1 protein-coding gene is annotated in these 1,056 nt (G+C 61.9%); it reads right to left on the bottom strand.

Features of this window, described 5'->3' with window-relative positions; genetic code table 11:
- A partial coding sequence (locus LDO29_RS28065) for a reverse transcriptase domain-containing protein (protein ID WP_253074157.1) occupies nt 1–796 on the bottom strand: 796 nt, incomplete at its 3' end.
- Between the last annotated feature and the right edge of the window lie 260 nt (nt 797–1,056).

Below are 1,056 nucleotides of genomic sequence, written 5' to 3'. Positions count from 1 at the left end.
CCACTGCCCCCTGCGGTGTACCTGTATCACTAATGCTCAACTCTCCGTTCTCCAGAACGCCCGCCTCGAGCCATTTACGCACAAGACGAATGATGCGCTTATCGCCTATCCGATGCTCCAGAAACCGAGCCAACCAGTCCTGGCTGACCGAGTCGAAGAAGCTCCGGATGTCGGCGTCTAAAATCCAGTTCACAGGGGTGCGGATGATGGCCGTTGCCAGCGCGTCCAGCGCATCATGCTGACTGCGTCCGGGTCGGAACCCGTACGAGAAGCCAAGAAAGTCCTCCTCGTAGATCGCGTTTAGCACCTCCACCACAGCTCGCTGGACGATCTTGTCTTCCAGCGCGGCTATTCCCAGTGGGCGCTGCTTTCCGTCCGGCTTTGGTATGTACTGCCGCCGAACGGGTAGTGCCCGATACGCGCCGCTGATCACTTGCGTGTGCAGGCGCTGGAGATGCTCTTCCAGACCTGCCTCGTAGTACCTCCATGTCAAGCCGTCCACTCCCGGAGCCGCGTTGCGCTTGAGCGCTTGGAACGACTCCCGAAGCCGGTCGACCGTGATGTGATGCAGCAGCGCGGTGAACTGTTCCTTCTTCCGCTGCCTTGCAGCTTGCCGTACACGTTCCAGTCCCTGTGACACGCTTTCCCGGTTCTGCGCCCGGCACGTGTTGGACTGACCCATGTTCCCCTTGGTCCCCGCCCTTCGCTCCACCCACTCCGCAGCCGATTTCCCGGCGTTGTTCGCAGGCTTCCTCGCTAATACGGCGGAGTCTGACTTCTCCCGTCCGTTCATCATCGGCTACGGCTCCTCGCCTTCCCGATGCGGGCCAGCCCACGCTGCGACTGGTCAGACGAGAGATCTCCCGGTTCCCGCGCAAAGAGCGTCCGTACGTGCCAGGTTCTTCGACCACGCCGGGTCGTCGAGGTGCTCGCGCTCGCGCACCCCTCCATGTTGCCTTCCGCGTTCTGAACCGCGTCGGCACCCGGAATTACACAACTATCGCGGCTCAATGGCTGGCCCATACGTTCCCCTACCGACGCTTCGCCGACCACCTC

It is taken from the genome of Cupriavidus laharis, assembly GCF_914271435.1.
Taxonomy (GTDB): Bacteria; Pseudomonadota; Gammaproteobacteria; order Burkholderiales; family Burkholderiaceae; genus Cupriavidus; species Cupriavidus laharis.
Note: the sequence above shows the minus strand (reverse complement) of the source record. Positions and strands in the feature narration are given on the sequence as shown.